The sequence below is a fragment of the Fructobacillus sp. ESL1117 genome, assembly GCF_058508565.1.
Map to the genome: position 1 here is coordinate 1,048,927 of NZ_CP196385.1, position 26,818 is coordinate 1,075,744.

Annotated in this window: 21 protein-coding genes, 1 tRNA gene and 1 riboswitch; of the genes, 2 read left to right on the forward strand and 20 right to left on the reverse strand. The window is 44.0% G+C overall.

Translation table 11 applies throughout. The annotated features are described in order from the left end of the window. Nucleotides 1-44: 44 nt before the first annotated feature. Together rpoC and rpoB are read right to left on the reverse strand one after the other, a co-directional pair. Entirely contained in the window at nt 45-3,698 is a 3,654-nt protein-coding gene (rpoC, locus tag ACSYSH_RS04855; protein WP_252773355.1) for a DNA-directed RNA polymerase subunit beta', read from the reverse strand. 23 nt (nt 3,699-3,721) lie between these two features. Next, on the reverse strand, nt 3,722-7,339 hold the full coding sequence (rpoB, locus tag ACSYSH_RS04860; protein ID WP_252773354.1) for a DNA-directed RNA polymerase subunit beta: 3,618 nt from the start codon (nt 7,337-7,339) through the stop codon (nt 3,722-3,724). Nucleotides 7,340-8,409: 1,070 nt separating this feature from the next. On the opposite strand from rpoB, the gene ACSYSH_RS04865 reads away from it, so the two are divergent. Next, nucleotides 8,410-9,000 (forward strand): HTH domain-containing protein, encoded by a 591-nt coding sequence (locus ACSYSH_RS04865; protein ID WP_489816130.1) that lies wholly within the window; start codon nt 8,410-8,412, stop codon nt 8,998-9,000. Between the two features lie 103 nt (nt 9,001-9,103). On the opposite strand, the gene ACSYSH_RS04870 is transcribed toward ACSYSH_RS04865, so the two are convergent. From ACSYSH_RS04870 to trpS, 3 genes are all read right to left on the reverse strand, one after another. Next, on the reverse strand, nt 9,104-10,555 hold the full coding sequence (locus tag ACSYSH_RS04870) for an amino acid permease (protein WP_252773352.1): 1,452 nt from the start codon (nt 10,553-10,555) through the stop codon (nt 9,104-9,106). A gap of 94 nt (nt 10,556-10,649) precedes the next feature. Then, a riboswitch (Lysine riboswitch) is annotated at nt 10,650-10,821 on the reverse strand. Between the two features lie 19 nt (nt 10,822-10,840). Then, nucleotides 10,841-11,461, reverse strand: a complete 621-nt coding sequence (locus ACSYSH_RS04875) for a hypothetical protein (RefSeq protein ID WP_489816131.1) — start codon at nt 11,459-11,461, stop codon at nt 10,841-10,843. Nucleotides 11,462-11,592: 131 nt separating this feature from the next. Continuing rightward, complete coding sequence (gene trpS, locus ACSYSH_RS04880) at nt 11,593-12,609, reverse strand: tryptophan--tRNA ligase (RefSeq protein WP_252773350.1); 1,017 nt, start codon at nt 12,607-12,609, stop codon at nt 11,593-11,595. Between the two features lie 130 nt (nt 12,610-12,739). Between trpS and ACSYSH_RS04885 the strand changes: the two genes are divergently transcribed. Then, complete coding sequence (locus ACSYSH_RS04885) at nt 12,740-13,720, forward strand: ketopantoate reductase family protein (protein ID WP_252773349.1); 981 nt, start codon at nt 12,740-12,742, stop codon at nt 13,718-13,720. Nucleotides 13,721-13,869: 149 nt separating this feature from the next. Here the strand turns inward: ACSYSH_RS04885 and ACSYSH_RS04890 are convergent. The 15 genes from ACSYSH_RS04890 to ACSYSH_RS04960 form a co-directional block, all read right to left on the reverse strand. After that, nucleotides 13,870-13,941 (reverse strand) — tRNA-Glu (locus ACSYSH_RS04890). Nucleotides 13,942-14,036: 95 nt separating this feature from the next. Beyond that, nucleotides 14,037-15,074: a LysM peptidoglycan-binding domain-containing protein gene (locus ACSYSH_RS04895; protein WP_491702257.1), complete on the reverse strand. Its 1,038-nt coding sequence runs from the start codon at nt 15,072-15,074 to the stop codon at nt 14,037-14,039. Between the two features lie 218 nt (nt 15,075-15,292). Beyond that, the gene (locus ACSYSH_RS04900) at nt 15,293-15,736 is read right to left on the reverse strand and encodes a F0F1 ATP synthase subunit epsilon (protein WP_489816133.1); all 444 of its coding nucleotides are present in this window, start codon (nt 15,734-15,736) and stop codon (nt 15,293-15,295) included. Nucleotides 15,737-15,747: 11 nt separating this feature from the next. Continuing rightward, nucleotides 15,748-17,148 (reverse strand): F0F1 ATP synthase subunit beta, encoded by a 1,401-nt coding sequence (atpD, locus tag ACSYSH_RS04905; RefSeq protein WP_491702256.1) that lies wholly within the window; start codon nt 17,146-17,148, stop codon nt 15,748-15,750. Nucleotides 17,149-17,214: 66 nt separating this feature from the next. Further along, entirely contained in the window at nt 17,215-18,126 is a 912-nt protein-coding gene (locus ACSYSH_RS04910) for a F0F1 ATP synthase subunit gamma (RefSeq protein WP_252773345.1), read from the reverse strand. 11 nt (nt 18,127-18,137) lie between these two features. After that, nucleotides 18,138-19,652, reverse strand: coding sequence for a F0F1 ATP synthase subunit alpha (gene atpA, locus ACSYSH_RS04915; RefSeq protein WP_252773344.1), 1,515 nt, complete (start codon nt 19,650-19,652; stop codon nt 18,138-18,140). Nucleotides 19,653-19,664: 12 nt separating this feature from the next. Next, complete coding sequence (atpH, locus tag ACSYSH_RS04920) at nt 19,665-20,207, reverse strand: ATP synthase F1 subunit delta (RefSeq protein WP_252773343.1); 543 nt, start codon at nt 20,205-20,207, stop codon at nt 19,665-19,667. A 9-nt stretch (nt 20,208-20,216) separates the two neighbouring features. Continuing rightward, nucleotides 20,217-20,723 (reverse strand): F0F1 ATP synthase subunit B, encoded by a 507-nt coding sequence (gene atpF / locus ACSYSH_RS04925; protein WP_489816531.1) that lies wholly within the window; start codon nt 20,721-20,723, stop codon nt 20,217-20,219. A 24-nt stretch (nt 20,724-20,747) separates the two neighbouring features. Then, nucleotides 20,748-20,975, reverse strand: coding sequence for an ATP synthase F0 subunit C (gene atpE / locus ACSYSH_RS04930; RefSeq protein WP_047975171.1), 228 nt, complete (start codon nt 20,973-20,975; stop codon nt 20,748-20,750). A gap of 102 nt (nt 20,976-21,077) precedes the next feature. After that, complete coding sequence (gene atpB, locus ACSYSH_RS04935) at nt 21,078-21,800, reverse strand: F0F1 ATP synthase subunit A (protein ID WP_252773341.1); 723 nt, start codon at nt 21,798-21,800, stop codon at nt 21,078-21,080. Between the two features lie 204 nt (nt 21,801-22,004). After that, entirely contained in the window at nt 22,005-23,288 is a 1,284-nt protein-coding gene (locus ACSYSH_RS04940; protein ID WP_252773340.1) for a solute carrier family 23 protein, read from the reverse strand. A gap of 76 nt (nt 23,289-23,364) precedes the next feature. Next, nucleotides 23,365-24,078, reverse strand: a complete 714-nt coding sequence (gene gpmA / locus ACSYSH_RS04945) for a 2,3-diphosphoglycerate-dependent phosphoglycerate mutase (protein WP_252773339.1) — start codon at nt 24,076-24,078, stop codon at nt 23,365-23,367. Between the two features lie 128 nt (nt 24,079-24,206). Continuing rightward, a complete protein-coding gene (locus ACSYSH_RS04950; RefSeq protein ID WP_059378954.1) occupies nt 24,207-24,407 on the reverse strand; it encodes a cold-shock protein in 201 nt (66 codons plus the stop codon). Nucleotides 24,408-24,613: 206 nt separating this feature from the next. After that, nucleotides 24,614-25,285, reverse strand: coding sequence for a DUF4811 domain-containing protein (locus ACSYSH_RS04955; protein WP_489816134.1), 672 nt, complete (start codon nt 25,283-25,285; stop codon nt 24,614-24,616). A 1-nt stretch (nt 25,286) separates the two neighbouring features. Then, nucleotides 25,287-26,795, reverse strand: coding sequence for an MDR family MFS transporter (locus tag ACSYSH_RS04960; RefSeq protein WP_252773337.1), 1,509 nt, complete (start codon nt 26,793-26,795; stop codon nt 25,287-25,289). Between the last annotated feature and the right edge of the window lie 23 nt (nt 26,796-26,818).

Consider the following 26,818-nt stretch of genomic DNA (forward strand, 5'->3'; position numbering starts at 1 on the left):
GAACAATAAAAAAACCAGCTTTCGCTGGTTTTCCCTTGATTCTTTTAGTCTTGACCATCAATTGTTTGGGCAACCTGGTCCAAAGATTGAATGTCTTTTTCTTCGGGTTGGTCAACAACTTCACCAACAACTTCTGGCTTAATCTTACGATATTCAGCCATTCCAGTACCGGCAGGGATAATCTTACCAATGATAACATTCTCCTTCAAACCGACAAGTGGATCGTTCTTGCCACGGATAGCAGCATCCGTCAAGACACGCGTTGTTTCTTGGAATGAGGCAGCTGACAAGAATGAGTTAGTCTCCAAGGCAGCCTTTGTAATTCCAAGCAAAACAGGACGAGCAGTTGCGGGAACCTTACCAGCAAACAAAGCTGGTTCGTTAGCCCGCTTGAAGTCCGCAATATCCATCAAAGTTCCAGGCAACAAATCCGTCTGACCTGGATCCATGACACGTACCTTACGCAACATCTGACGAATCATCACTTCGATGTGCTTATCAGAAACTTCAATTCCCTGCAAACGATAAACCTTTTGGATTTCTGACAACATGTATGATTCAGCAGTCAACGTATCTGTTACGGCCAATAATTCCTTTGGATCAATTGGTCCTTCATTAATCGCATCACCACGGTTAATCATGTCGCCTTCACCAAAGCGCATCCGAGCAGCCAAAGGCAAGGTGTAAGTCCGGGTATCCGTCTCACCTTCAATTGTGACTTCCTTTGTACGTTCGGCTGGGTTTTCCTCAATCGTGGTAACCTTACCAGTTACTTCAGAAATTTCAGCACGTCCCTTAGGAATACGAGCTTCAACAATTTCCTGCACACGAGGCAAACCTTGTGTAATATCGTTTCCACCGGCAACACCACCCGTGTGGAAGTTACGCATGGTCAACTGCGTACCAGGTTCTCCGATTGATTGAGCGGCAACAGTACCAACGGCTTCACCAACTTCGACTTCTTCACCAGTAGCCAAGTTCCGGCCATAATCCAAGACAGAAACGCCGTGTTCCGTCGTTGATGTAAAGACAGAGCGAATCGTGACTTCTTCAATACCGGCAGCATCAATCTTCTTAGCGGCATCTTCATCAATCATTTCGTTGCGAGCAACAATCTTTTCACCAGTTTCTGGGTCAAAGACAGTCTTCATAGCATAGCGACCAAGAATTCGGTCGTACAATGGTTCAACCACTGAGCTACCATCAACGATTGCCTTAACAGCCACACCACGATCAGAACCGTTGTCGTATTCACGAACAATAACGTCCTGAGCAACATCAACCAAACGACGAGTCAAGTAACCTGAGTTGGCCGTCTTCAAGGCCGTATCAGACATACCCTTACGAGCACCGTGGGTTGAGATAAACATTTCCATCACAGTCAAACCATCACGGAAGTTTGAGGTAACTGGCAATTCGATAATCTTACCACCAGGACCGGCCATCAAACCACGCATTCCAGCCAACTGAACGAAGTTCGAGATGTTACCACGAGCACCTGAATCCTGCATCATGTAGATTGGGTTACGAGTGTCGAAAGTAGCCATCAATTCGTCTTGGATAACATCCTTAGCCTTTGACCAGATATCAATAACACGTTGGTAACGTTCTGAATCTGTAATCAAACCACGACGGAATTGCTTCGTTACTTGTTCAACTTCGGCGTGTGCATCAGCCAAAATCTTTGGCTTGTCAGCCAATTCAGTTACATCGGTCATCGCAACCGTCAAACCAGATTGCGTTGAAATGTCATAGCCCAAGTCCTTCATGCGATCCAAAAGCAATGACGTTTCCGTCACCTTGTAACGCTTGTAGACTTCAGCGATGATATCAGACAAGAAGCCCTTCTTGAATGGCTTAATGATTTCACGGTCAGCTAAAAATTCGTGAATGTTTTCCCCTGGTTCCATAAAGAAGTCATCGGAAACTCCCTGGAAATTATCATCAGATGGTTCATTGATGAATGGGAATTCAACTGGCAAGATTTCATTGAAAATCAATTTACCAACTGAGGTGACCATGATCTTTGACCGTTGGTCATCAGTAAATGGCTTCTTTTCTGAAAATGAAGAAGTTTGAATACCAACACGAGTTTGGTAGTGCACTAGCTTGTTAGCAAAAGCAATCCGAGCTTCATCAATCGATGAGAAAATCATGCCTTCACCTTCACGACCAGCTTCTTCAGTCGTCAAGTAATAGTTACCAATCACCATATCCTGTGAAGGAGCAACGATTGGCTTTCCGTCCTTGGGTGCCAAGATGTGACCAGCAGCCAACATCAACAACCGGGCTTCCGCTTGCGCTTCATCAGACAAAGGCACGTGAATGGCCATCTGATCACCATCGAAGTCGGCATTATACGCTTCACAGATCAATGGGTGCAAACGCATCGCCTTTCCTGAAACCAAAACCGGTTCAAAGGCCTGAATTCCAAGACGGTGCAATGTCGGTGCTCGGTTCAAAAGCACTGGGTGTTCCTTGATAACGTCTTCCAAAACGTCCATGACGTCTTCGTCGGCCTTATCAATCTTACGCTTAGCTGATTTAACGTTGCCAGCAAGGCCACGCTTTGTCAATTCGCGCATGATAAATGGACGGAACAATTCAATTGCCATTGGACGTGGCAATCCCATTTGGTTCATCTTCAAGAACGGACCAACATCGATAACAGAACGTCCTGAGTAATCAACACGCTTACCCAACAAGTTCTGACGGAACCGGCCTTGCTTTCCCTTCAACATGTGAGACAAAGACTTCAAAGGACGGTTACCAGGACCAGAAACGGGACGGCCACGACGACCGTTATCCATCAAGGCATCAACAGCTTCTTGCAACATCCGCTTTTCATTTTGAACAATGATTCCTGGAGCATGCAAGTCAAACAAACGCTTCAAACGGTTGTTACGGTTGATAACACGACGATACAAATCGTTCAAATCAGATGTGGCAAAACGGCCACCTTCCAATTGAACCATCGGACGCAAGTCAGGTGGGATAACCGGGATAACATCCATCACCATCCACTCTGGCTTGTTGTCTGATTGCAAGAAGGCTTCAATAATGTCCAAACGACGAACCGCGCGCACACGCTTTTGGCCTGTTGCTTCTTGTAATTCATGCTTCAAGGCATCAGCTTCACCGGCCAAATCAACACTGGCCAACAATTCCTTGACAGCTTCAGCACCCATGCCAGCCTTAAAGTTTGCACCGAATTCCTTCTTGTAATCACGGTACTCACGTTCAGTAAGCAATTGCTTCTTTTCAACAGGAGCATCCCCTGGGTCAACAACGACATAAGAAGCAAAATAGATCACTTCTTCCAATGATCGTGGTGACATGTCCAAGACCAATCCCATTCGTGATGGAATTCCCTTGAAGTACCAGATATGGGTAACTGGGGCAGCTAATTCAATGTGACCCATGCGTTCACGACGAACCTTGGCAGAAGTAACTTCAACACCACAGCGGTCACAAACGATTCCCTTATAACGGATCCGCTTATACTTTCCACAAGCACATTCGTAATCCTTTGTTGGGCCAAAGATTCGTTCATCGAACAAACCATCTTTTTCAGGCTTAAGAGTACGATAGTTAATCGTTTCTGGCTTCTTGACTTCCCCATGAGACCAGTCATGGATTTGATCAGGTGAGGCCAGACCGATTTGCATACTCTCGAATTTATTAACATCGATTGCCATCTATTCGGTCACCTTTCTTTTAATTATTCTTGTTCATCAGTAGAGTTTTGACCAGCGTCTTCTTCTACCTTATCAAAGGCTACCTTAACTTCTTCGTCATCGCGGTTAAGCAAATCAGGGTTCGTACGGGCCAACTTTTCCAAAGCATCAACTGGTAAGACTGAATCGTCTTCATCCATCTGCTTCAATTGAACGGCTTCACCTTCTTGGTCCAAGACACGCATATCCAGACCTAAGGCTTGCAATTCCTTCACCAGGACACGGAATGATTCTGGCACACCAGGCTTAGGGATTGCGTCACCCTTGATGATTGATTCATAAACCTTTACACGACCAGCAACATCATCCGACTTGTAAGTCAAGATTTCTTGCAAGGTGTAGGCAGCACCATAGGCTTCCAAAGCCCAAACTTCCATTTCTCCGAAACGCTGTCCACCGAATTGGGCTTTTCCACCCAATGGCTGTTGCGTAACAAGAGAGTAAGGGCCGATTGAACGGGCGTGAATCTTGTCGTCGACCATGTGGGCCAACTTCATATAGTGCATAACACCAACGGCAACACGCTTATCAAAGGCTTCACCAGTTTGTCCGTCATAAACAACAGACTTACCATCTTGTGGCAAACCAGCTTCAGCCAATGCTTCTTCGATTTCATCGTCTGAAGCACCATCGAAGACAGGGGAAGCAACGTGGATGCCCAACTTCTTAGCGGCAAATCCCAAGTGCAGTTCCAAAACCTGCCCAATGTTCATACGTGATGGCACACCCATGGGTGACAACAAGATGTCGATTGGCGTTCCATCAGGCAAGTAAGGCATGTCTTCTTCAGGAACAACGACTGAAACAGTACCCTTGTTTCCGTGACGACCGGCCATCTTGTCACCGACTTGAATCTTACGCTTCTGAGCGATGTAAACACGAACCATCATGTTAACACCTGGAGCCAATTCATCACCATTTTCAGGTGTGTAGATACGAACGGATTGAACCACTCCGCCACCACCGTGGGGAACCTTCAAAGAAGTATCGCGAACTTCGCGGGCCTTTTCTCCAAAGATAGCATGTAGCAAACGTTCTTCGGCTGACAAATCAGTCACACCCTTTGGTGTTACCTTACCAACCAGGATGTCACCATCCTTAACCTCGGCACCAACACGGATAATTCCGTTTTCGTCCAAGTCCTTCAACTGTTCTTCACCAGTATTAGGAATTTCACGTGTGATTTCTTCAGGGCCGAGCTTCGTATCACGAGCCTCTGAATCATATTCTTCGATGTGAATTGATGTATAAACGTCTTCACGAACCAAACGTTCGTTCAAGACAATGGCATCTTCGAAGTTATAACCATGCCAAGTCATAAAGGCAATCACTGGGTTTTGTCCAAGGGCCAGTTCACCCTTTTCCATTGATGGACCATCTGCCAAAATCTGGTCATCATCGATTTGTTCCCCGACCTTAACAATTGGCTTTTGGTTATAGTTCTTACCACCGTTTGAACGGCGGAACTTCATCAACTCGTAGGTATCCAATTGACCATCTTCACGACGGACACGGATTTCCTTGGCATCAACATATTCAACTTCACCTGCTGCAGTTGAGATAATGGCAGCACCAGAATCGTGGGCAGCCTTATATTCAACACCAGTACCAACGATTGGCGCATGTGGGTCAAGCAAAGGCACGGCCTGACGCTGCATGTTGGCACCCATCAAAGCACGGTTGGAATCATCGTTTTCCAAGAAAGGAATAACCGACGTTCCGACTGAAACAACCTGCTTTGGCGAAACATCGACATAGTCAATCTTTTCGATTGGCGTTTCGATGTTTTCTTCACCGTAACGGGCCATGGCAGTCTTATGAACAAATGAGCCATCGTCTTCCAATTCCGTGTTGGCTTGGGCAACGATATAGTTATCTTCTTCATCGGCCGTCAAATAATCAATCTTTTCGGTAACCTTATGAGTTCCCCAATCAACACGGCGGTATGGCGTTTCAATAAAGCCATACTTGTTGATTCGACCATAAGTGGCCAAAGAGTTGATCAAACCAATGTTAGGACCTTCGGGCGTTTCAATTGGGTCAATTCGACCATAGTGTGTATAGTGAACATCTCGAACTTCGACACCGGCACGATCACGAGTCAATCCACCAGGACCAAGGGCTGACAAACGACGCTTGTGGTTCATTTCACCCAATGGGTTCGTCTGATCCATGAACTGTGACAACTGTGATGAACCGAAGAATTCCTTCACTGCTGCAACAACTGGACGAATGTTAATCAATTGCTGTGGCGTAACAGTCGCAGCATCTTGAATTGACATCCGTTCGCGAACAACTCGTTCCATTCGCGTCAAACCAATACGGAACTGATTTTGCAACAATTCCCCAACAGAACGAATGCGACGGTTTCCCAAGTGATCGATGTCATCAACTTGACCAACCCCTTCTTGCAAGTTCATGAAGTAGTTCATTCCTGCCAAGATGTCAGCTGGGCGAACATTATGCTCGTCTTCAGGCAAGTGACCGTTGCCAATCAAAAGCAAAGTCTTGTCTGGATTTTCGGGTGATTCAATCTTAATCTTTTGCAAAACCACTTCGTCTTGTAAGACAGCATCACCAGATGGTGTATAAGTAACTGTCTTAAAGTCTTCCCGATCCAAGAATGGTGCCAACTTGGCCATCACAGCCTTATCAACAAGCGTTCCCTTTTCAGCAATAATTTCACCAGAATCAGGGTCGGCCAATGTTTCAGCCAAAGTCTGGTTAAGCAAGCGCGTCTTCAATGACAACTTCTTGTTGATCTTGTAGCGACCAACTGGTGCCAAATCATAACGTTTTGGATCAAAGAAACGAGCAACCAACAAAGCACGTGATGAGTCGGCCGTCTTTGGTTCACCTGGACGCAAACGCTCGTAAATGTCCTTCAATGATTCTTCAACACGGGAATCAGACATGTTCTTGTGAACATCCTTTTCCAAAGTCATGTTCAAGGCATCGTAACCGTCTGAGAAGATATCAATAATATCCGAATCTGAACCAAAGCCAAGGGCACGAACCAATTCCGTCATCAACAACTTACGTGTCCGGTCGATACGAACGTTGGCAATTCCCTTTGCGTCTGTTTCGTATTCCAACCAAGCACCACGGTTGGGGATAACTGTTGTCCCGAAGTGTGGGCGACCATTCTTGTCAGCTTCTTGGTTGTAATAAATTCCAGGTGAGCGAACCAATTGTGAAACAATTACTCGTTCGGCACCGTTAATGATGAACGTTCCCTGTTCAGTCATCAATGGAAAGTCACCAAAGAAGACGTCTTGTGACTTGATTTCACCGGTTTCATGGTTTGTCAAACGCAACGTCACGTGCAATGGTGCTGAGTAGTTCGCATCGTGTTCACGAGCTTCATCGATGTTGTACTTTGGTTCCATCAATTGATAATCCACGTACTCCAAAGACAAGTTACCCTGGAAGTCTTCGATTGGCATGATGTCGTTAAACATCTCCTTGATTCCTTCATCTAAGAACCATTGGTAGGATGCCAGTTGTACCTCGATCAAATTTGGAAGATCCAGCACTTCTTTAATGCTGGCATATGACCGGCGGGTACGATATTTACCATAATTTACTAAATGTCCTGCCACAGTATCACCTCGTCTGTTATTCACTGTTTACTAGGGAAAATATTACAATTTGATTACAATTTGCGAAATCAAGCCCTTATTTCGGCCAATAAGGCACAAAAAAAGCAAGCCACGTTTTTGTCGCCAAGAGCGGGCATTGCCTGATATAAGGGCGTTGAGTGGACAAGAGATCACCAACTGCCATATTTATTTACAGTGTTTCTGATTACTATTGTACCCACTATCAAAGAAAAAAGCAAGACCCAAACTTGCCTCAAATCGAGTTCGCCCCTGCTTTTAAAGGTAGTGAGCGTCGCGATTAGCTCTTTCAGCATATTCTGCATGGATAATCCAATGATCAACTAAAGCCACTGTCAGCGTTCGAGTGATAGACCCCGTTCTGTTTGAAACCGGTGGACTATCATTACTTCACCAAGCTTGTTAAGGTTTTTACGAAACACCCGCTATACGAAAAGTGGCCGTTTCTGTCAATTAGCGTCAAGACCACCTTCTTTAAGGAACAGCCAGAATTGTTATTAAAAAAGTTAAATCAGCCTCAATCCGTATTTTCAATAAATCAAAAAAGATAAATATTGAAACTGATTGCTCGATAAGCTTGTCCCCAAGACAACAAAAAGAATAAGATTGGCCGCTCTCATCTTCGACCAATCTTATTCTTGAAAAATATTTTGTTGTGGACTTCCAAACCTATGTATACTTGCAGTTCACCAATTACTGACTTGCTAATCAACAAAGTTATGCACCTTAAAAGGACCAGGGAGTTTTATCGTTGCCCCAACCGGACCTTTCATCTCTCACCAATGCAGATTAAGTGAAACGACGCACGGACATCACGCGGACCGCTCTGTCTCTTGGCAAAGTCTCTCCTCTTTGCTCTAAAACAAAAGACATAGCAGTGTCACAACAGTTACATTTTACCGAGTTTTGTCCTCTTTTTTCAAGGGATTTTGGTTGTCAGGTGTTAACCTCACCCATCAAACTATGTTGAAAAAGACCATTTTGGTGGTCACTGAGATGGTATAATGTTCAATAATCCACAATATTAATTTTCACTTACCCGAAAGGACACCATGGAAAATCCCCAACCCGTGACAACCGAACGCATTTTTTACGCATACCTGAAGGTCGCCCGAGTCGCTGAGAGTACAAAAGATATTTCATTAGCCAAAATCGCTGAAGAATTAGGTGTCTCCAGACAAGCTATCTACAAAAATCATTTTCAAAATATTGAAGAACTAACGCAATCACTGCATTATTACGTTGATAATAAACCATACCAACAGTTAAAGTGTTTTGCCTTTCATGACAAAAACCGTTCTTTCAAAGAATTACTAAATTTTTTCGCTCAAAACGTTATCCCATCACTCTATGAAAAACATGAATTTCTCGGTGTTTTTTATTCAAAAGTCGCAGACCCAGCCTGGCGCCCCTACTTAAACCAACAGTACATCGACATGCTCATCCCCTACTTTGATGGTGCCAATGGTAACCAGCACGAGCTAACCTCAAAAACCCTTGCCGAGCTCACGATTAACCAAGTCATGGCTGCCATCAGCATCTGGCTTACTCAAGAAGAACCCGTTAAACCCGACATTTTTGCTAAACGTTTTATCTATCTTTTCTCAAATTCTATCCTTGATTTAGCCGAAATGAGCGACTAAGCCGTGAACTTTCACAAAAAGAGCTTCCACTTTAAAGTGGAAGCTCTTTTATTAATTAACAAACACAACTTACCCAAGCGAAGTCCGGCCGAATAACCGATTATTAATGTTCCGCCTTTGAGTCCAAATCAATTTCATCCAACGGAATCAACTTTGACTTCTTAACAATCTTATAGACAATATATGGAATCACGACAATTGGCACCGACAAATAAGTCATGCCAATCTTTTCCCAATCAAAGTGAATAAAGGAAGATGGATCTTGCAAAACAATCACCACGATTGACAAAACAATTGCTAAAACCGGACCAAATGGGAACCAGCGAGCCTTGTAAACCAACTTGTTCAAATCCTTACCCTGGCGAACATAAGCACGGCGGAAGCGCAAATGTGCTAAGGCAATGCCTAACCAAGCTATAAAACCTGACAAACCTGAGGCAGCAACCAACCAAGTGTAGGCTTCACTACCGCCCTTAATGTCTGACAAGAAAGCAAACATACCAACAAAAACCGTCAACAATAGGGATGCCCAAGGGACACCAAACTTTGACAACTTAGAAAATACCTTTGGTGCCTGGCCCTTCTTGGCCAAGGCATATAAAGTCCGGTTGGCAGCATAAGTAGCTGAATTAGCAGCTGAAATAATCGATGTCAAGATAACCGCATTCATCAATGAAGCTGCAAAGGCAATGCCAGCATTCTTAAAGACAATCGTAAATGGTGAAACTGTGATGTCATTGTTATTAGCAGCTGACAACAAATTGGGATCCTTGTAATAAACCAAAGCAGAAATCACAAAAATCGCTCCGATATAGAACAACAAGATTCGCCAAAAGACTGAGTTAATCGCCTTTGGTACTGATTTTGACGGGTCCTTTGCTTCACCGGCAGTAATTCCCACCATTTCCGTTCCCTGAAATGAAAAACCAGCAACTAAGAATACTGATAAGACCCCTTGGAAACCACCAACAAAACCATGGTTCCCAACAGACAGGTTATGCATCACATTTTGATTGGAGTGAATGACCCCAAAAATGGTCAAGACACCGACAGCCAAGAAGAAGACAATGGTCACAACCTTAATTGTTGATAACCAGAATTCTGTTTCACCAAAAGTCGAAACAGAAAAGAGATTAATCAAGAAAATCAACGCCAACACAATCGCTGAGAAAACCCAAGCCGGTACGTGGGGCAACCAAAACTGTGCAACCAAACCAACTGCTGAAACTTCCGCCGCAATGGTAATCGCCCAGTTAAACCAATAATTCCACCCGAGGGCAAAACCCATCGCTGGTTCAATAAAACGGTTTCCATATTCCGAAAACGAACCAGTAGTTGGCATATAGGTTGCCATTTCACCAAGGGAAGTCATCAGGAAGTAAACCATGACACCCATCACCAGGTAGGCAGTGATTGCCCCCATTGGCCCGGCTTGCGATACCGTTGCTCCAGAGGCCAAAAAGAGCCCCGTTCCAATTGATCCACCCAAGGCAATCATGGAGACATGACGTGTCTTCAATTCCTGCTGGATGGCATTTTGATCTTGTTCAGCCATTTGCATGACTCCTTCATATTAATTTCAAACAATAAAAAACCTGTTTTGTCACAAAACAAAACAGGCGGTAAATTCGTTCAATAATGATAGCAATGATTAGCAAAGCGCACCGTTAAAAACGACAGTCCGATGAATCTTCTTCACCGGCCCAAGGAGAATCTTTGGCCCAAAAATTTCCTTTCGGCAACAGCACCTTTCACCCTCATTCTTCGTCTTGGCCAGACTCCCCAGGGTTACTGATTTTCGTTGCGACCTCTTTGTTTGTTGTACTTACCTTAACACAACCTAAATATCACCGTCAACTGCAAAAATAGCTAACCAACTTTTAACGTGCTTTAAGTAAACTCTAGCAGCTAAACGGAAGTAGGTATAGGCCAATAAGAAAGCACCCAGCACCGTGGTAAAGGACAAATCACTGCCCACCATTTTATTACCAGCTAACACAATCCATGTCAACACAAAGACGGTTTGAATGGCTGTCTTGACCCAGTGAGCCACATGAAATCGACGAACCAGGATATTATCAAATTCAAAGAAAAACAAGGCCCACATTGCCAATGATAAATCAGGCATCGTTTGATCTAAGGTCAACCCATGATTCCAGGTCAAAAAGACCAGCGCCGACCAAATAATCATAGTGATAAAGAAAATCGTAGTCACGTTCAGCACCCACCAAGAGCCAATTTTAAAGCCCAAAGATCGAATAAAAAACGCCCAAAAAATATTGATTAACCAAATGAACCACAAGCTTCCCAACAAATTCGCAGGTCCTGCTAAAAATAAGAAATGACTAGCAATTTCTTGGGCAACAATGGCCAAAACAGTATCCATTAACTCCAAAAAACCACTATTGAAGCGCAGCATAATCGATAGAATAATAAAAAGTGCTAGAAAGCACTTTGACAAATATGGTCTCTTTTTTAATGGCGATATTAACACAAAACGGTCCTCTTCGATAACTAACATTCTTACCTAAAAGAGTTTACGTCATGTAATAAAAAAAAGCAAAGTGCAACCAACGCAATGAAGAATTATTTTTAATTAAAATAATTGATACCCATGGCTGTTCGAACCTCTTTCATGGTTTCTTCAGCCCTTTGGTTGGCTTTTTCTGAACCATCTTTCAACATGGCTAATACCTGATCCATATTTTGTGCGTACTCTAACCGACGTTCACGAATCGGTGCTAGTTCAGCTTCCATCACGTCTAATAGGTGCTTTTTGAGCTTCATATCACCTAAACCACCCGCTTGGTACTGTTCCTTTAGGTCTTGTACCCGACTTTGATCGTGGTCAAAAATATCTAAATAGGTAAAGACAACGTTTCCTTCAACATGTCCCGGATCCTCAACACGAATATGTGTTGGATCAGTATACATTGACTTGACCTTCTTAGCCAAGGTGTCTGGGTCATCAGAAAGGTAAATGCCATTATTCAAAGACTTCGACATCTTTGCATTTCCATCAATTCCTGGTAGGCGTCCTTGACCCTTTGGTGGAAAAACGCCTTCAGGCTCAACAAAGACATCTTTTTGATAAGCATTATTAAATGACCGCACTAATTCGCGCGTTTGTTCAATCATCGGTTTTTGATCATCACCAACCGGGACCTTTTTGGCCTTAAAAATCGTAATATCAGCAGCCTGGGAAACTGGATAGGTTAGGAAACCAGCGGGAATCCCTTCCCCGAAGCCCTTTTGCTGAATTTCGGTCTTGACTGTTGGATTACGCTCTAAACGTCCTAATGAAACCAAGTTCATAAAGTACATCGTTAATTCAGCTAAGCCTGGAATCTGGGACTGGACAAAAATGGTTGACTTCTTTGGGTCCAAGCCAACAGCCAAATAGTCCAAGGCAACTTCCGTCAATGATTGTCTGATTTTTTCAGGATTACGCGCATTATCCGTGAAGGCCTGGGTGTCGGCAATCATGATATAGGGGTCAAATTCCCCAGAATTTTGCATAGCCACTCGATTCTTCAATGATCCAATATAGTGACCGATATGTAGTTTTCCGGTTGGGCGATCACCAGTTAAGTAAATTTCTTTTTCCATGGCTTCTATTCTCTTTCTAGTTATTAACTCCTCTATTATAACGAAATCAAACTCGACTTGCAGGATTCTTGTTTTATTGTTATATTATGAGAAAAAGATTAGAATGTTTTCACACTAAGGGGGAATCAATATGAAATATGCTGTTGTGGGTGCAGGTGCGATGGGTCTTCGTTACGGTCTCTTATTGCAAGAAGAAGCAGGCCTCGACGTCGATTTTGTCGAGCCAACACAAGGTTCAGTCGACGTTATTAAAGCTCAAGGCGACGTAGTTTACCGATCGGTTAACCACGAAGACCGGACGCCAATTAAGGTGAATATCTATTCACCAGAAGAATACGAAAATACCCCAGATGTCTGGATTTTCTTTATGAAGCAAATGCAATTAGCAGATGCATTAAAGCGCTTGCAACCTAAGTTCCAAAAGGGGCAAACCGCTTTGGCTGCCATGAATGGCATGGGTCACATTGAAAAAATTCAAGAATACTTCGACGAAGAGCATATCATCGGTGGAACAGCTATGATTGCAACTATTTTGAACAACTTTGGCGATGTTGACTTTATTGGGGAAACAAGTTCTGTTTATGCAAACTTGACCCAAAAGCCATCCAAAGTCATGGATGAAGTGCAAAAAGATTTTCAAGCAGCCGGCTTGAACCCCTCTTATTCTGAAAACTTCATGGGAACATTGCTGACAAAGGTTACTTTCAACTCGGTAGAAAACTCAATCGCTACCATGTTCCAATCCCGGATGGGTCATTTGATCGAATACAAGGACTTCGTTTCAAAGATTGCTGCCCCACTTGTCGCAGAAGTTTATGCTGGTGCTAAGGCAGCCGGCATCGAATTGATTGAAACAGAACAGGAGATGTTGGAACAGGTCGATTACGTTTCCCGCGTTGGTAACCCACTCCACTTCCCTTCTATGTATCAAGACTTTGTGAAGGGACGTCCAACGGAAGTTGACTACATCAACGGCTACTTGGCTGATTTGGCCGAAAAGAACGGCGTACCAGCTCCTAACCAACGTTTGATTACCAACTTGGTCCATCTTGCCGAAGCAATGCGTGAATTTAACCCACCAGTTAATAAGCTTGTACAAGCAGAAAAGTAAAAAAATTATAGTCAAAAATCGCTGATAAAGACTGCTAGCGCATTGCTAAGCGAGCTTAAAAACTCCTTACATTTGCCCTGCCACATCAGCGTTTTTTCTTTGCCTTTTAAACAACAAAAAAGCCGCAACCGAAGTTGCGACTTTAATAGTAGCTCGTGAGAGAATCGAACTCTCGATTCCGCCGTGAAAGGGCAGCGTCTTAGCCACTTGACCAACGAGCCATGGTCAGTTGTTGCTTGATATCTCTATCAAACAACTATATTAGTATATCAAGGTAAGACGCTTTCGTCAACACTTAAATCAATTTTTTTGAATTTTAGTACCAACCGTACTGCAAATGATGGGCCAATGCTGCCTGTGCAGTCCCATAACGAGCAGCAATATAAGCTTTCATTGCTTGCAACTGATCTTGATAATCAGTTGAATTGCCACCATAGCGAGCGCGCAGAGTTGGAGATAATTGGCCAATTCCAAAGTAAATGCCGTTTGTAGCATTGACGTTACCACCAGATTCCTTCATGATGATTGTTTGAAGCGCCTGCTGTTCTGCTTGGTTATCATCCAAGGCATTATCTTGGACTACCTGGCTTTGCTGGCTAGAAACTGATGTCGGAGCCGCTTGCGATGCAGGTGCCTCTGAAACAACTGTCTGAGAACTAGCCGTTTGCGATGCAGGTGCCTCTGAAACAGCAACCTGTGAACTAGCCGTTTGCGATGCAGGTGCCTCTGAAACAACTGTCTGAGAACTAGCCGTCTGCGATGCAGGTGCCTCTGAAACAACTGTCTGAGAATTAGCCGTCTGCGATGCAGGTGCCTCTGAAACAGCTGTCTGAGAACTAGCCGTCTGCGATGCAGGCGCCTCTGAAACGGCTGTCTGCGAACTGGCTGACTGGGATGCAGACGTTTGAGCGCTTTGCGAACTCGTCTGACTGCCACTCTTATTGATGGACAAAGTCTGTCCAACAAAAATTTGATTGGCATCCTTGATATTATTTTCTTGGGCCAATTGATCAACACTTGAACCAAACTTCTGCGCTAAAGTCCAGAGGTTATCCCCCGCTTGAACTCGGTAAGTATTTTCGGTCATTTGTGTTGTGGCATTTTGTGATGTGGTCTTTGTATTGGCAACACCGATAATCAATTCTTGCCCTTGATAAATTTTATCAACATTTTGAATTTGATTATCCGATGCCAACTGTGCCACCGTCGTATTAAAACGAGACGCTAATGCTGATAGCGTTTCGCCACTGGCAACTGTATGCTTTTGCACCTGGTCGGCACTAACTGCATGTTGACCGGCTGCAACAGAACCAGCTAAACCAGCAGCGATTAATAATTGCTTTTTGACGTTCATATGACGCTCCTTTCTTTTTCTTGAGGCGAGAAAAAATCGATTATCTGCGCCTACTATGTCTCATGATAACCTTTTTGATGTAACAATGTTTTTAAAATTGTCATAAGAACTCATTAAGTCCAACTTTTACTGCTAAATCAGCTAGAACTCTACCCCGCTGATTTTTACTTTAAGCAACAAAAAAAGGAGTTAGCCAACAGCTAACTCCCTTTTTGATTTTAACGACCCGAACGAATTGAAGCAACATGAATACGGTTAACAGCACGCATCAAAGCGACGCGGGCCATATCCATTTCGTGTTGGTTTTTAACTTCTTGTGCATGACCCAAACGTGATTGCGCACGTTCCTTAGCACTTTCAGCACGGTTCACATCGATATTATCAGCAGTTTCTGCACTGTCGGCGATAACCGTCAACAGATTATTAGAAAACTCTGCCACGCCACCGTTAACGGCGAGTGACTTTTCTTGTTGGTCTTTTTTAACCAACATTTCGTCAATGGCCATGGCGGCCAAAATTGGTTCATGGCCGGCCATAATGCCCAGCTGTCCACCCTGTGTGTTAATCACAGCAATTTCAACTTGGTCTTGGTCGTAGACTTGGCCTTCAGGGGTCACAATCTTAACTGCGATTCCCCGTGAGTTTGTTTCTTCATCAGCCATGGATTACCCCCTTATTGGGCCATCGACTTGGCCTTATCAACCACTTGTTCGATAGCACCGACGTTACGGAAGGCATCTTCAGGCAAGTTATCATACTGACCGTTCAAGATTTCCTTAAATGAGCGAACAGTTTCTGAAACAGGAACATATTCACCCTTCACACCAGTAAAGGTTTCCGCAACTGAGAATGGTTGTGACAAGAAGAATTGGATACGACGAGCACGGTTAACAGTAACCTTCTCTTCGTCTGACAATTCATCCATACCCAAAATTGCAATAATATCTTGCAATTCACGGTAACGTTGCAAAGTCCTTTGCACTTCAGTAGCGACTTCGTAGTGTTCTTGCCCAACAACTTGTGGGTCCAAAGCAGAAGAAGTTGATGCCAAAGGATCAACGGCAGGATAAATACCCTGTTGTGTCAATGAACGTTCCAAGTTGGTTGTAGCATCCAAGTGGGCGAAAGTCGTTGCAGGCGCAGGATCAGTATAATCATCGGCTGGCACATAAACGGCTTGGATTGAAGTAACGGCACCCTTCTTAGTCGAAGTGATTCGTTCTTGCAAACGGCCCATTTCAGAAGCCAATGTTGGCTGGTAACCAACGGCTGAAGGAATACGACCCAAAAGGGCAGAAACTTCAGAACCAGCTTGCGTGAAACGGTAGATGTTATCGATAAAGAGCAAAACATCTTTACCTTCGTTATCACGGAATGATTCGGCCATCGTCAAACCAGTCAAGGCAACACGCATACGTGCACCAGGAGGTTCGTTCATCTGTCCATAAACCATGGCAGTTTGCTTCAAAACGCCAGATTCCTTCATTTCGTGGTACATGTCATTACCTTCACGGGTACGTTCCCCGACACCAGTAAAGACAGAAATACCATTATGCCCTTGGGCAATGTTGTGGATCAATTCTTGGATTAGAACAGTTTTCCCAACCCCGGCTCCACCGAAGAGCCCAATCTTTCCACCACGGATATATGGTGCCAGAAGATCAATAACCTTGATTCCTGTTTCCAAAATTTCCGTTGAAGTTGCAAGTTCATCAAATGCAGGAGCATCACGGTGAATGGGGTGGCGTACGACTGAAGAGTCGATTGCACCTGCATTATCCACCGGTTCACCCAACACGTTGAAAACTCGACCCAAAGTAGCTTCCCCTACGGGAACTTCAATGGGCTTACCGGTATCGGTCACGGCCATGCCGCGTTGCAATCCATCAGTTGAGTCCATGGCAATGGTACGGACAACCCCGTTTCCCAAAGCCAAAGAAACTTCAACCGTCAATGTTTTGTCAGATCCTAAATCAATCAACAAGGCGTTGTTGATTTCAGGAACAACTTGCCCTTCTTCAAAGGCAACATCAACAACTGGACCGATCACTTGTACGACTTTTCCAGTAGTCATCGTTGTTTCCTTTCAATTTCAAAGCTTTGCTGGCTATTTTAAGCCCGCAAAGATGCTGCGATTAGCTTATTCCAAAGCAACCAAGCCACCAGTAATTTCGGTGATTTCAGTCGTGATTTGTGCTTGACGTGCGCGGTTATATTGCAAACCTAACGTACCAATTAAATCGTCGGCTGAATCGGTTGCCGATGACATCGCCGTTGATGATGCGGCATGTTCCGCCGTCTTGGCATCCAACACGGCTTCGAAAACCAACGATTGGATGTATTGTGGCAAAACCACGTTCAAAACTGTAGTTGAATCCGGTTCGGAATCATAGGCTGATTGAACTTCAAAGTCCGCTGCCACGTCTTCGTGACTATCATCCATGTCTTCCAAAATATCCTTTGTCAATGGCAGTAATTGCGTGTTTCGTTGCTCTGATTCCAAACGATTCACAAAGTGATTGTAAACCAAATGCAATGAATCAAAGGCTTCCGCTTCATACAATGAAATGACCGTCTTTAACAGTTGGCGAATTTCATTGAAGGTTGGGACATCGGAAATACCGCGGTGTTCTAAGGCAATGGAGAAGCCACGTTGCTTGTAAAAATCAGCTCCGTTACCACCAATTGCTAAGATCACAGTATTTTCTTTAGTTAAGTTGTGCTTTTCCATCAAGGCGTTTGTCTTCTTGATGATGTTGGCGTTATAAGACCCAACTAAACCTCGGTCTGAGGTCACAAGCAAGATTCCCGTCTTCTTTACCGGCCGCTTAGCAACCATTGGCAAATGAGCAGAATCGACATTATCCAACACGTGCGCCTCAATTAAGTGGCCCACCACTGCCTTCAAACGGTTAGCATATTCATGGTAACCAGTTGCCGAATTTTGAATCTTACTAAGCTTTGCAGTTGAAACCAACTGCATTGCAGCTGTAATCTGCCGAGTCTTTTTTGTTGAGCCAATTCGCCGTTTAATATCTTGTAAAGAAGCCATGTTGCCTCCTTTTATTGGTCAACTGAGCCAGCAAAGCCATCCTTAAAGCTCTTCACTGCAGCATCCATCTTAGATTGGTCAGGCAAGTTCTTGGTCGTGACAATTTCGTCCAACAAGTCCTTTTGACTAGCATCCAAGTATGAAACGAATTCATCTTGGAAGCGTTGCAAATCTTCGATTGCCACGTCATCCAAGAAACTGTGTGTCAAAGCATACAAGACAAAGACTTGATGCTGAACAGACATAGGCGCGTGTAATGGTTGCTTCAAGATTTCAACAGTGCGCTTTCCACGACCCAACTTAGCTTGCGTTGCTGCATCCAAGTCAGAACCGAATTGAGCAAAGGACTCCAATTCACGGAAGGAAGCCAAGTCCAAACGCAAAGTTCCAGAAACCTTCTTCATTGCCTTAATCTGGGCATCCCCTCCAACACGGGAAACAGATGTTCCAGCATCGATGGCAGGACGAATACCGGCATAGAAGGAGTCGGCATCCAAGAAAATCTGGCCATCGGTGATTGAAATCACGTTAGTTGGAATATATGCAGAAACGTCACCACCTTGTGTTTCAATGATTGGCAAAGCAGTCATTGATCCACCACCGAGTTCGTCTGACAACTTGGCAGCACGCTCAAGCAAGCGTGAGTGCAAGTAGAAGACATCACCAGGGTAAGCTTCACGTCCAGGCGGACGACGCAAGATCAAAGATATCTCACGGTAGGCCGTTGCCTGCTTTGACAAATCATCAAAGACAATCAAGACGTGCTTACCGTTGTACATGAATTCTTCACCCATGGCTGCACCAGCATAAGGAGCCAAGTACAACAAAGCGGCAGCTTCAGATGGGCCGGCGTTAACAACAATCGTGTAATCCATTGCGCCCATCTTTTTCAAAGTTTCAACTTGTTCACGAACAGTTGAATCCTTTTGACCAATAGCGACATAAACAACAATCATGTCTTGGTCTTTTTGGTTCAAAATTGTGTCAATGGCGATTGAAGTCTTTCCAGTCTTACGATCACCAATGATCAATTCACGTTGTCCACGTCCGATTGGAACCAAGGCATCAATAGCTTTGATTCCAGTTTGCAAAGGTTCTGAAACGGACTTACGGTCCATAACACCAGGAGCCTTCACTTCAACCGGTCGTGTCTTCGTTGTTTTCAAGTCGCCTAATCCGTCAATTGGTTGTCCCAATGCGTTGACGACGCGCCCGATAAGTTCTTCACCAACTGGCACTTCCATGATGTGTCCAGTCCGCTTAACTGTATCACCTTGGCGGATGCCATCTGAACTACCCAAAACGATAATTCCGACTTCGCTCTCTTCCAAGTTTTGGACCATTCCAAATTCGCCGTTTGTAAATTCGACCAATTCACCAGAAAGGGCATTTGCCAAACCAGTAGCTCGTGCAATTCCATCTCCGATATAGGTAACAGTACCAATTTCTTCTACAGTCAGTTTTGTGTCGAACTTTTCGAGCTGCTGCTTAATTAAAGCAGAAATTTCTTCAGCTTGAATCGCCATGTCTTTTCCTCACTAACCTAGTAACTCTGCCCTCATTTTGGCAATCTTTGTCTGCAACGAACCGTCAATTAACAACGACTTCGATTGCATGACCACGCCCCCAATAATGTCTTGATTGACTTTATAGGTTGCTTGGATTTTCTTTGCGCCACTTTGCTTCTTAAAAGCATTTGACAACCGTTCTTTTTGGTCTTCATCAGCTTCTACCGCTGTGGTAATTGTCACGGCTTGAATACCCTGACTTTGCTGGTAAAGGTCAAAAAAACGATCAACTACTGCAGGCAAATATGCGAAATGGTGGTGGGCCAAAAGAATTTTAACCAAGTTCACCACTGCATTATCTGCGCCTTGCGTCAGCGCATCAACTAACCCACCTTGGTCAGCATCAGAAATTGTCTGTGCTGTTAGCAAAGCAGTTAATTTTGGTTCAGCGACAACCACTGAACGAATGGCTAGCAAGTCTGCACTAATGCTTTCTAAAGCATTGTGTTCGTCTGCATAAGCCAAGATTGCTTGGGCGTATTGGTTAACAATTTTTTCTTTTTGCTTGGCCATACGCCCCCCTTACTGCTGGTCTAAGTCTGCCAAATAGGCATCAATCAAAGACCGCTGATCATCAGCAGATAAATTCTTTTGAATCAATTTAGATGCAATCGTTACAGACAAGTCTGCAACATCCTTCTTGGCAGAAGCCAACGCCTCAGTCTTCAACTGATCAGCATCATTTTCAGCTGCTTTACGTAAGCTTAAGGCCTGGTCATTAGCAGTCTTCAAAAGAGCTTCTGATTGGTCCTTAGCTGATTTTTTAGCAGCGCTAATCACTTGACTGGCTTGGTCTTTTCCTTCAGCCAATTCCTGTTCGCGTTGTGCAGCCAACTTGGCTGCATCTTCGTTTGCCTTTTGGGCACTATCCAAATCGGTGTTAATTTTATCTGCACGTGCATCCAATGCCTTTGTTAAAGGACCGTAAGCAACGTGCTTCAAGATGACCATCAGAGTAAGGAAAGCGACGATAATGAAGACCATGTCACCTAAAGGCATGGCCTTTGTCATTGATAGTGTTGGAACCATCATTTTTTCCTCCCTCTGGGACTATTACTTGTTAATAAGTGTGAAGGCCATACCCAAAACGATAATTGGTGTGGCTTCAGCCAAGGCCAATCCCAAGAAGGCACGTGACAAAAGCTTGTTAGCCAATTCAGGTTGGCGAGACATTCCAGCTAAGAACTGTGAGTACATCACACCGACCCCGATACCACCACCGATGGCAGATCCCGCAAAGGCAATCCCGGCTGCGATTACGCCTAAGTTGTGTAAATCCATTGTAATTCTCCTTTAATGCTAAAACGCTCCGCGTTTTTTTCTTTCGGTTTGGATGATAACGCTCCCGCGTGTGGCCTAACGCTGTGCCAGACCAAGTCAATCCTATTCATTGCCAGATAACTGAGCCGTAAAGACGGCGGTCAACATGACAAAGACATAGGCTTGAATTCCACCAATTAATAGTGAGAATCCCTGCCATGCAATTTCCAATGGGAAAGCTAGGATAATCCAGAACCCATTTAAGTGAGTTCCCCAAGCCATGCTTGCGAGCAAATTTAACATCAATTCGCCGGCAAAGATATTTCCAAAGAGCCGCAAAGCAAGAGTCAAGAAGTTGGTAAACTGCTCAACCACATTCAAAGGAAACATCGCAACGTAGGGTTTGAAGAACATGTTCTTCAGATAGCCACCCAAACCAAGTGTTTTCACACCTGTTCCATGGGCAAGCATCAACGACATAATCGCCAATGTAAAGGCAAATAATGGGTCAGCTGTTGGCGACTTAACATAAGTAACGCCATTACCCATCTTAACTTGCAACAGCAAGCCCATCTCGTTTGCAACAATCAAAAACAAGAAAAGGGTGAAGGAATAGAGACCGAATTGTCGGGCCAAATTGGCCGGTAACTGGTCGCCTAAGATTCCACGAACAAAATCTAAGACATACTCAATTGCATTCTGCCCTCGGCTTGGACGAATACCCACTTTTCGAGTCATCAAAACCGCTACCAAAACCACGATTGACATTGCCAAAAGCGTTGAAATAATCGTCGTCCAGTTAAAGGTTAGACCCAACAAGGTAAAGGTTGATGTTGGTTCATCCATCGATTTTCTCCTTTCTAAAAAACTTATTTTGATGCAAGGCGTTGGGCGCACTCCTCAAAATATATCCCCAATAATACTCGTCAAAGTTCTCAAATACAAGCAACTTTGTTGGAATATCACAACATTTTTTATTTTGTTTTAATCGTAACCTAATTAAACAACAAAATCAGAAAAGTGTTGATAAAACTCCGTTAAATCAGGACTTTAGCGATCTGATTTTGCCACCTTAGGTAGAATTAAATTCAGAATGATTCCGAGAACCGTCGCTAATGCGACACCCGAGAAGTCCACTTGTGAACCAAGAGCCAAATGGAAGTTTCCAATTCCAACAACCATCACTGGGCCCGCAATCATTAAATTACGCTTTTGCCCATAATCGACTTTATTGTCGACAATTACTTGCAAACCAGCTGCAGCAATGACACCATACAGCATAAAGCCAACACCGCCAGTAACAGCACCAGGGACTGTACCAATCAAAGCCGATAGCTTGCCAATAAAGGCAAAGCCAGCAGCTAAGACAGCAGCTCCACCAATCACCCAGACAGAATATACTCGCGAAAGCTGCATCACGCCAATGTTTTCACCGTAAGAAGTGACGGCAGGCCCACCAACCAAACCAGCAAAAACAGAAGCAGCACCATCACCAGCTAACGTCTTATGTAGACCAGGATTTTCAAAGAAGTCCTGACCGGTAATTTTCGAAAGAACCAATAAGTGGCCTAAATGCTCCGATAAGGTAACCAAAACTAAGGGGGCCATGGTCAAAACGGCCATTGGATAAAAGTGCCAGGAAAGACCATTATGACCAGAAAAAAGAAAATCAAACTTTGGTAACGCAAACCAATGGGCGCTGGCCACGGAGCTCAAGTCCACTAACCCGAGTGCCAAGGCCAACAAGTAACCAAAGATAATACCAATTAGCACTGGAATTAATCCCAAAAAACCGCCAAGATACATATTGGCAAAAATTGTTACTAATAAGGTTGCACCAGCAACTAAAAAGACCTTGATGTCGTAGTGACCGTTTAGTTCCGTCGCCGATTGGGCTGCTGTAGCAGCTAATGAAAGGCCAATCACCAAAATAACGGGTCCGACCACTTCTGGTGGGAAAATCTTGTCAATCCAAGCAGAACCGATTCGCCAAACAATCAATGAAATAATCAAGTAAACAATTCCAACCGAAACAACGCCCTGACCGACAGCAGGATAACCAATGGTCTTCATCATCGAAGCCATCGGGATGATAAAGGCAAAAGAAGAACCCATATAAGCAGGAACCTTCCCTTTAGTCGTTAGTAGGTGAATTAATGTTCCAACACCTGATGAAAAAAGGGCCACACCAGGATTTAACCCCACCAAAAGCGGTACTAAAATCGTGGCCCCAAACATTGAAAACAAGTGTTGTAATGACAACCCAATTAATTGAAAAAATGGAGGCCGTTCATGTAAGTCATAAATCGGCTGTCTTTGCTGTTTTTCTTCCATATTTTTTCCTTTATCTAAAAATCCTAATAAAAAACCCACCGGAGAATCATCTTCCCAGACAGGCTTTTTGTTGACTTTATGCGCCCAACGTCTTCTTTGACTTGATTGACAAATCATCTGCCAAATCATAAACGATTGGTTGACCGTTAGCAATTTCAAGGTTCAAGATGTCATCATCTGAAATCTTCTCCAAGTGCTTAGCCAAGGCACGCAATGAGTTACCGTGAGCTGCGATCACAACGTTCTTACCTTCTTCCAAATCCTTCTTGATCTTGGCTTCGTAGAATGGCAGTACTCGTTCCAAAGTAACCTTCAAATTCTCACCTAATGGCAATTCTCCGAAAGGCACATCAGCATAACGGGCGTCAAAGGCAGGATAAGTCTTACCCTGAACTTCAACTGTTTCTTCATAGTTTTCAAGCAATGGAGGCAAAACATCATAAGAACGACGCCAGATGTGCACTTGATCGTCGCCCCACTTTTCAGCGGCTTCCGCCTTATTTTGTCCTTGCAAAGCACCATAGTGACGTTCGTTCAACCGCCATGACTTTTCTTCAGGGACGTACAATTGACCAGCTTCTTCCAATGCGTAGTGCAAAGTAGTGATAGCACGTGTCAAAACAGAAGTATAGGCTTGGTCAAAGACCAACCCCTCTTCCTTCAAGAGAACCCCAGCTTGCTTAGCTTGGTCAATTCCCTTGTCAGACAACTTGGTGTCAATCCAACCATTAAAAAGGTTTAATGCGTTCCATTCACTTTGTCCGTGACGGATCAAAACTAATTTTGCCATTTCCATGCTCCTTTGATTATTACAATAAGATTCCTTGCTATTATACAACATTTGGTCTTTGAATTGAATTTATTCCAAAGAAAAAACCCGGGAAAAATTCCCGAGCTTTTTCGGTAAAGACTAAGTAATTAGTCCTTTACGATGTTAACAGCTTGCAAACCGCGGTCTGAGTTTTCAACATCGAAAGTTACGGCTTGGCCGTCTTCCAAAGTCTTGAAACCGTCACCTTGGATTGCTGAGAAGTGTGCAAACACATCTTCACCTGATTCGCGTGTGATAAAGCCGTAGCCCTTTTCGCTGTTAAACCACTTTACAGTGCCTTTTTCCATGATTGTTTCTCCTTGGGTCATCCCAAAATTATAGTTGTAATTAAGAATTGTTGGTATGACGCCTTCCGAAAAAAACAAATCAAAATCAAAACCTAAATTACACTGTTACTGTAACATAGAAATCAAGACTAAGCAATATTTTTCACTTAAGTTAGCTGGAATCATACTAGTTTAATTAAAAAGTACAACTTCCTTTTAACTATTTTTTAATGATTATTCGCTAAAAGATTTTGATAATAGGAAACGGCAGTTTGCGCTGCCCCATCGGGATCGGTTTGTGATTGTGACTTAACCTGCTGGAACCATTGAATAAAGTCAGCTTGGTTAGCCATTCCCGCAACGATACTCTTCAAGCGTTCGCCATCTTGTGATGAGAGAGCCAGCCATGTTGGTGGAACTTGGTAAGTTACCTGACGCGACTTTAAGTCATGGTTGTTACCCGAAATGGCAAACATAAACTTGTAGAAACCGTTTCGGTAAACATAGTTCTTAGAAGTTGTCACCTTAAAGGCCTGATTTCCTTGAACATTTTGAATGGCCGTCTTGGTCTTCAAATCAGGCTTGGCCACTGTTGGTGTTGTACTCGTCGAAGTATCTCGGTAAATAAAGACCTTTTCCTTACCGGATGTGCCAACTTGTTGGTAGGACAAGACACCATAGATGTTTTGCCCCTGAACGGAATAAATTTGCTGTTTAGTCGTTGTTGTTTGCACCTTCATACCAAAATGATCATGCATATTGGCAATGATTAACACAACTGAAGCAAGCACGACTAGGAAAGAAACAGCAACAGCAATAACCCGCTTTCTCATATCCTGTACCATCATTAATGATACAAAAGCTAAGACAACAAAAATAAATAGAATAAAGACAATCATCTTAGTTCTCCTTTCCTGCTGCAGGCTTTGGCTCAACCTTACCCTTATGCATCAAAAATGATAGCGCAAAGGCTAGCAAAGCAAAGCAGGCGGCCAAGAGGAAGGATGCATGGAACCCATCCAAGCTTGCCTGTAAGGCCTTTGAGCCATAGGCAATCGGATCGGCCGTCTTCAGGGAATCGCTTGGCAGGTTATTGTTAATTTGTGACTGCATCACGGAAGCAAGAATCGCCGTCCCCAACGAGGCCGCAATTTGACGGGCCGTGTTATTAACGGCAGTTCCCTGCGCTGTTTGATTCAAGTGCAAAGCACCCATAGCAGATGACGTCAATGGCATCATCGTAATCCCGACACCCATCATCCGAACCATGTACAAGGCCGTAATATAAATCGTTGGCGTTGTTTCAGTCAAGAATTGGAAGGGAATTGTCCCTAGCAAAATCATGGCAAAACCAAAGGCCGCCAAGCGTTTGGCCCCATAAAGGTCATAGAAATAACCGGCAATTGGTGACATTACCCCAATCATCAAAGCACCAGGTAAGAGTGTCAATCCTGAATTTAGGGCTGACAAACCACGAACCTGTTGCATATAGATTGGCAAAACCATCTCAACTCCAATCATAGCGATAAAAGTCAAGGCAACTAAGGCTGACGTCAAGGCAAACTGCTTATTCTTAAAGACAGAAACATCCAGAAACGGCTTTTCCATGTGAAGTTGGTGGCGCACAAACTCAGCAATCACCAAGACGCCAACAATCATTGGTGCCAAAACCCAAGTAAAGTTTGTCCATGAATAGTTTGATACCATGGCAGATCCAAAAAGAACTAAACCAAAACCAACCGTTGATTCAATCAACGAACGGATATCCAAACTAACCTTCCGCGTTTCCAAGACATTACGGAAGTAAATAGTTGACAAAACTAAGACAATCACAGCAAGTGGTAAGACCATACCGAAAATTGACCGCCAATCACCACCAACAGTCATTCCCAAAACGTCATGCTTTGAATCCAAAATCCACCCAGTCAACGTGGGGCCGATAGCTGGGGCCATTCCGATAACCAAACCGACCATCCCCAATGCTCTACCGCGCGATTTGGCATCAAAAAGCGTCAAAGCCACAACCTGCATCAGTGGCATCACAATTCCAGCAGCAACCGCCTGCAAAGCACGGGCGACCATCAACAACCAAAAGGCAGAAGTTGGGGTCACGTAAGCCACTGCGGTACCAATCGTATACACCACCAAAGCGGATAGATACAGGTATTTCGTTGGAATTCTTGTTGTCAAAAAGGCGGAAACGGGTACCATGATTCCGTTCACCATCAAAAAGATCGTTGTCAGCCACTGGACCGTCGCCGTATCGACATTAAAGGCAGTCATCAGGGTTGGCAAGGCCGTTCCCAATGATGTCTGCATGATAATGATAATAAAAGATCCAATCATCAACAGGGCCATCATGGCCGTGCGATTAATCGGTTTTCCATTCATGTCAGTATTTTCTGCCATGTTTTTCCTCCATTTGTTGTACA

Bases quoted from the DNA above. Each gene is read 5' to 3' on its own strand.
- rpoC (WP_252773355.1), bottom strand. From the start codon at position 3,698: ATGGCAATCGATGTTAATAAATTCGAGAGTATGCAAATCGGTCTGGCC.
- ACSYSH_RS04865 (WP_489816130.1), top strand. From the start codon at position 8,410: ATGGAAAATCCCCAACCCGTGACAACCGAACGCATTTTTTACGCATAC.
- ACSYSH_RS04870 (WP_252773352.1), bottom strand. From the start codon at position 10,555: ATGGCTGAACAAGATCAAAATGCCATCCAGCAGGAATTGAAGACACGT.
- trpS (WP_252773350.1), bottom strand. From the start codon at position 12,609: ATGGAAAAAGAAATTTACTTAACTGGTGATCGCCCAACCGGAAAACTA.
- ACSYSH_RS04885 (WP_252773349.1), top strand. From the start codon at position 12,740: ATGAAATATGCTGTTGTGGGTGCAGGTGCGATGGGTCTTCGTTACGGT.
- ACSYSH_RS04895 (WP_491702257.1), bottom strand. From the start codon at position 15,074: ATGAACGTCAAAAAGCAATTATTAATCGCTGCTGGTTTAGCTGGTTCT.
- ACSYSH_RS04900 (WP_489816133.1), bottom strand. From the start codon at position 15,736: ATGGCTGATGAAGAAACAAACTCACGGGGAATCGCAGTTAAGATTGTG.
- atpD (WP_491702256.1), bottom strand. From the start codon at position 17,148: ATGACTACTGGAAAAGTCGTACAAGTGATCGGTCCAGTTGTTGATGTT.
- ACSYSH_RS04910 (WP_252773345.1), bottom strand. From the start codon at position 18,126: ATGGCTTCTTTACAAGATATTAAACGGCGAATTGGCTCAACAAAAAAG.
- atpA (WP_252773344.1), bottom strand. From the start codon at position 19,652: ATGGCGATTCAAGCTGAAGAAATTTCTGCTTTAATTAAGCAGCAGCTC.
- atpH (WP_252773343.1), bottom strand. From the start codon at position 20,207: ATGGCCAAGCAAAAAGAAAAAATTGTTAACCAATACGCCCAAGCAATC.
- atpF (WP_489816531.1), bottom strand. From the start codon at position 20,723: ATGGTTCCAACACTATCAATGACAAAGGCCATGCCTTTAGGTGACATG.
- atpE (WP_047975171.1), bottom strand. From the start codon at position 20,975: ATGGATTTACACAACTTAGGCGTAATCGCAGCCGGGATTGCCTTTGCG.
- atpB (WP_252773341.1), bottom strand. From the start codon at position 21,800: ATGGATGAACCAACATCAACCTTTACCTTGTTGGGTCTAACCTTTAAC.
- ACSYSH_RS04940 (WP_252773340.1), bottom strand. From the start codon at position 23,288: ATGGAAGAAAAACAGCAAAGACAGCCGATTTATGACTTACATGAACGG.
- gpmA (WP_252773339.1), bottom strand. From the start codon at position 24,078: ATGGCAAAATTAGTTTTGATCCGTCACGGACAAAGTGAATGGAACGCA.
- ACSYSH_RS04950 (WP_059378954.1), bottom strand. From the start codon at position 24,407: ATGGAAAAAGGCACTGTAAAGTGGTTTAACAGCGAAAAGGGCTACGGC.
- ACSYSH_RS04955 (WP_489816134.1), bottom strand. From the start codon at position 25,285: ATGATTGTCTTTATTCTATTTATTTTTGTTGTCTTAGCTTTTGTATCA.
- ACSYSH_RS04960 (WP_252773337.1), bottom strand. From the start codon at position 26,795: ATGGCAGAAAATACTGACATGAATGGAAAACCGATTAATCGCACGGCC.